Raw genomic sequence first — 941 nt, 5'->3', positions numbered from 1 at the left:
AGGTTCTGGCGTGCTGTGCGCCATTCCCGAACCCACCATGATCAGCAAGCTTGGTTGCGTGGCCATGGGCGTGCATGCGTCGGATCAGCTCTCGGCAGGCATGACCCAACTGGTGACCGGCAAGGAAACGGATTCGTTTTCGTTCAAGGCTGGCGCATCGGTTGCGCAGTCGCTTGGCGCGTCACACGCAACCGGTCAGGTCATTGGTCTGGCGACCGAGTTTGCGGTGCCGCTGTCGACGGCTTCGATGTATAACGCGTTTAGAGTGTCTTCGGTGCTTGCAGGTCGAATGACGGTGGTGACGAGTGAGAAGCCGCTGAATGCGCCCAATAAATTAGGTGGCGGACATACAATTTTTAAACATGTGGGTAAAACTATTGAGTATCTAATATCACGATTCGCCTCAAAGAAAGTCAATGTTTCGTCTACGTTTTACGATCTTGAAATGGCCGAGTGGGCAGTGAGTCAAGCGCTTAGGAAAAATCGTCTTAAGATTTTACTGCAATCAAAGGCTAGACTTCTGCTTAAGGATAAACGATATGAGTTTTCTACGGTTTTAGAACGGCCGGTGGGGTGGGGTATAACAAGGGCTAATCCTGATAAGCCTATTGATATGGTGAAGGTGACAATCATTATAAAGTTTGCTGAGTATAATCATATGCCTTATTTTATAGTGAGTGCTTTTCCGTCAATTTAAGGTAAGGTGGCGAGAATGACCTACGGATTAATGCTGGATTTTCTATTCGATGTTGGTAACGGCGTTGGCGAATTTTTACATGATGAGGAAAAGCTGGAGTTCAGACCCCTGGGGCTGGATGCGATTGTAAAGGATTATATCGCTGAGCGTAATATGTTGAATGCCTTTTTCCTCAAGAGGCAGATAAAGAGCTATATAAGAAATCATATGACCCCGGAGGGGCTTGAGTACGTGGACCCTCCAT

1 protein-coding gene and 1 pseudogene are annotated in these 941 nt (G+C 47.5%); both read left to right on the top strand.

What is annotated here, in order from left to right:
• Positions 1-697 (top strand): RNase A-like domain-containing protein (locus BZK31_RS28950; protein WP_157900855.1); only part of this gene is annotated, 697 nt, incomplete at its 5' end.
• A 15-nt stretch (positions 698-712) separates the two neighbouring features.
• Positions 713-941, top strand: a pseudogene (locus BZK31_RS28945) (hypothetical protein); the annotation flags it as partial.

It is taken from the genome of Pseudomonas floridensis (genome assembly GCF_002087235.1).
Classification (GTDB): domain Bacteria; phylum Pseudomonadota; class Gammaproteobacteria; order Pseudomonadales; family Pseudomonadaceae; genus Aquipseudomonas; species Aquipseudomonas floridensis.
The sequence above is the reverse complement of the archived record's forward strand: the minus strand, read 5'-3'. Positions and strand labels throughout refer to the sequence as shown.